General features: G+C 72.1%; 1 protein-coding gene. It reads right to left on the reverse strand.

The window, feature by feature from the left end; all coding sequences use genetic code 11:
• Positions 1-2,213: acyltransferase domain-containing protein (locus V6U77_RS29725; protein ID WP_442934541.1), on the reverse strand; the 2,213-nt coding region annotated here is incomplete at both ends.

The raw sequence follows: 2,213 nt of genomic DNA on the forward strand, positions 1-2,213 counted from the left end.
ACCCCACACACCCGGCAAATCCACCAAACCACCCCACCGCAACGGCACCTCCAAACCCACCACCCGACCCAAACCCCACACCGCAGCACCCACCACGTCGGTCAGAGCCTCCGCGTCGTCCACGGAGACCGCCCCACTGGTGAGCCACCAGAGCCGCCCCTCGACCTCCGTGTCGGCCAGCGCCTGCGCCACCGCCACCGCCTCCACCACGCCCGCACCCGCGAGCGACAGCAGCGAAACCAGCCCGGCGACCGGCTTCCCGGCCTCCACCGCTCCGGCCAGTCGACGCGCGATCTCGTCCCGTTCCAGCGCGTCCAGCACGACCGGGACGACCTCGGCGCCGCGCTCCGCCAGCCCGGTCAGCAACGGGTGGTCCTCCTGGCCCGGAAGCATGAGCACCAGCCAGCGGCCGGTCAGGGTCTCGCTTCCGGACGAGGACTGGCGACGCCACACCACCCGGTACCGCCAGGAATCCACGGTGGAGCGCTGCTGCGCGGCCCGCCGCCACTGCGCGAGCTTCGGCAGGACCGCGCTGAACGGTTCGTCCGCACCGACGCCCAGCTCACCGCCGACGAGGTCGGGGTCGCCGGACTCCACCGCCGCCCAGAACCGCCCGTCGAGAGCGTCGTCGTGCGCGTCCCGGCGGGTCGAGGGCGCGGCCTCGGGCCAGTACCAGGTGTGGTCGAAGGCGTACGTGGGCAGGTCCACCACGCGCGGCCGGGCACCGGCCTGACCGTGGTACGCCGCCCAGTCCACCGGCACACCCGCGACCCACAACTGCCCCAGAGCGGCGGTCAGCGCCCCAACCTCCGACTGCTCCCGCCGCGACGCCGGAATCCGCCGCACCCCGGCATCCGCGACGATCTCCGCCACCATCGCCGTCAACGTGGCGTCGGGACCCACCTCCAGGAAGGTGTCCACGCCCTGCGCCCGCAGCGCCGCCACCCCGTCGGCGAACCGCACCGGCTGCCGCACGTGCCGCACCCAGTACTCCGGATCCACCAACTCCAACGGATCCGCCACCGCACCGCTCACGTTCGACACCACCGCAACCCGCGGCACCCGCCAGTCCAGCCCCACCACCACCGACCGGAACTCGGCCAACATCGGATCCATCAACCGCGAGTGGAACGCGTGACTGACCGACAACTCCTTGACCCGCCAACCCCGCTCACGAGCACCCGCCACCACCAACGCCACCTCATCGGCAGCACCCGACACCACCACCGACGCCGAACCGTTCACCGCCGCCACATCCACGCCCGCACCCGCGGCGTCGATGACCTCCCGCACGTCGGCCTCCGTGGCGCCGACCGCCGCCATCACCCCACCAGCGGGCAACGCCTGCATCAACCGACCCCGCGCCGCCACCAGAGTGCACGCATCAGCGAGAGACAACATCCCCGCCACATACGCCGCCGTCACCTCACCGATCGAATGACCCGCGAAGTAGTCCGCCCGCACCCCCCACGACGACAACAACTCCCACAACGCCACCTCCACCGCGAACAACCCCGCCTGCGCAAAGACGGTCTGATCCACCAGAACGGCATCGTCAGAACCCGCCTCCGCGAACACCACCTGACGCAGAGGACGCGGCAGGTGCGGATCGATCTCCGCGCACACCTCGTCGAAAGACGCCGCGAACACCGGGAACACCTCGTACAACTCCCGGCCCATGCCGACGCGCTGCGAACCCTGACCCGTGAACAACACCGCCCGACGACCCGCCGACACCACACCCGACGACCGCCCATCGACCACCGCCGACAGACCCGCCACCAACTCGTCCACCGTCGAGCCCCACACCACCGCCCGGTGTTCCAACGCCGCCCGCGTCGTCGCCAACGACCACGACACATCCGACACCGCAAGATCGGACCGGCCCCGCACGAACGACGCCAACCGCCCCGCCTGACCCGCCAGACCCCGCTCCGAACGCCCCGACACCACCCACGGCACCGGCAACCCCACGGACGCGCCCCCGGCAGACGCCGAAACCGGCACCCCGTCCGCCGACCCGATCAGGTCGGCCCCGCCGCGACGCGCCCCGTCCGACGCGTGCACAGACTCCGCCGCCGCAGCCACCGGCTCCGCACCCGACGCGGTCACAAGCCCCGTCGCCGGCTCCGGCTGCTCGATGATCACGTGCGCGTTCGTCCCCGAGATGCCGAACGACGACACACCCGCCCGCCGGGGACGCCCCGCATCCG

The sequence above is a fragment of the Micromonospora sp. CPCC 205546 genome (assembly GCF_036902715.1).
GTDB lineage: Bacteria > Actinomycetota > Actinomycetes > Mycobacteriales > Micromonosporaceae > Micromonospora.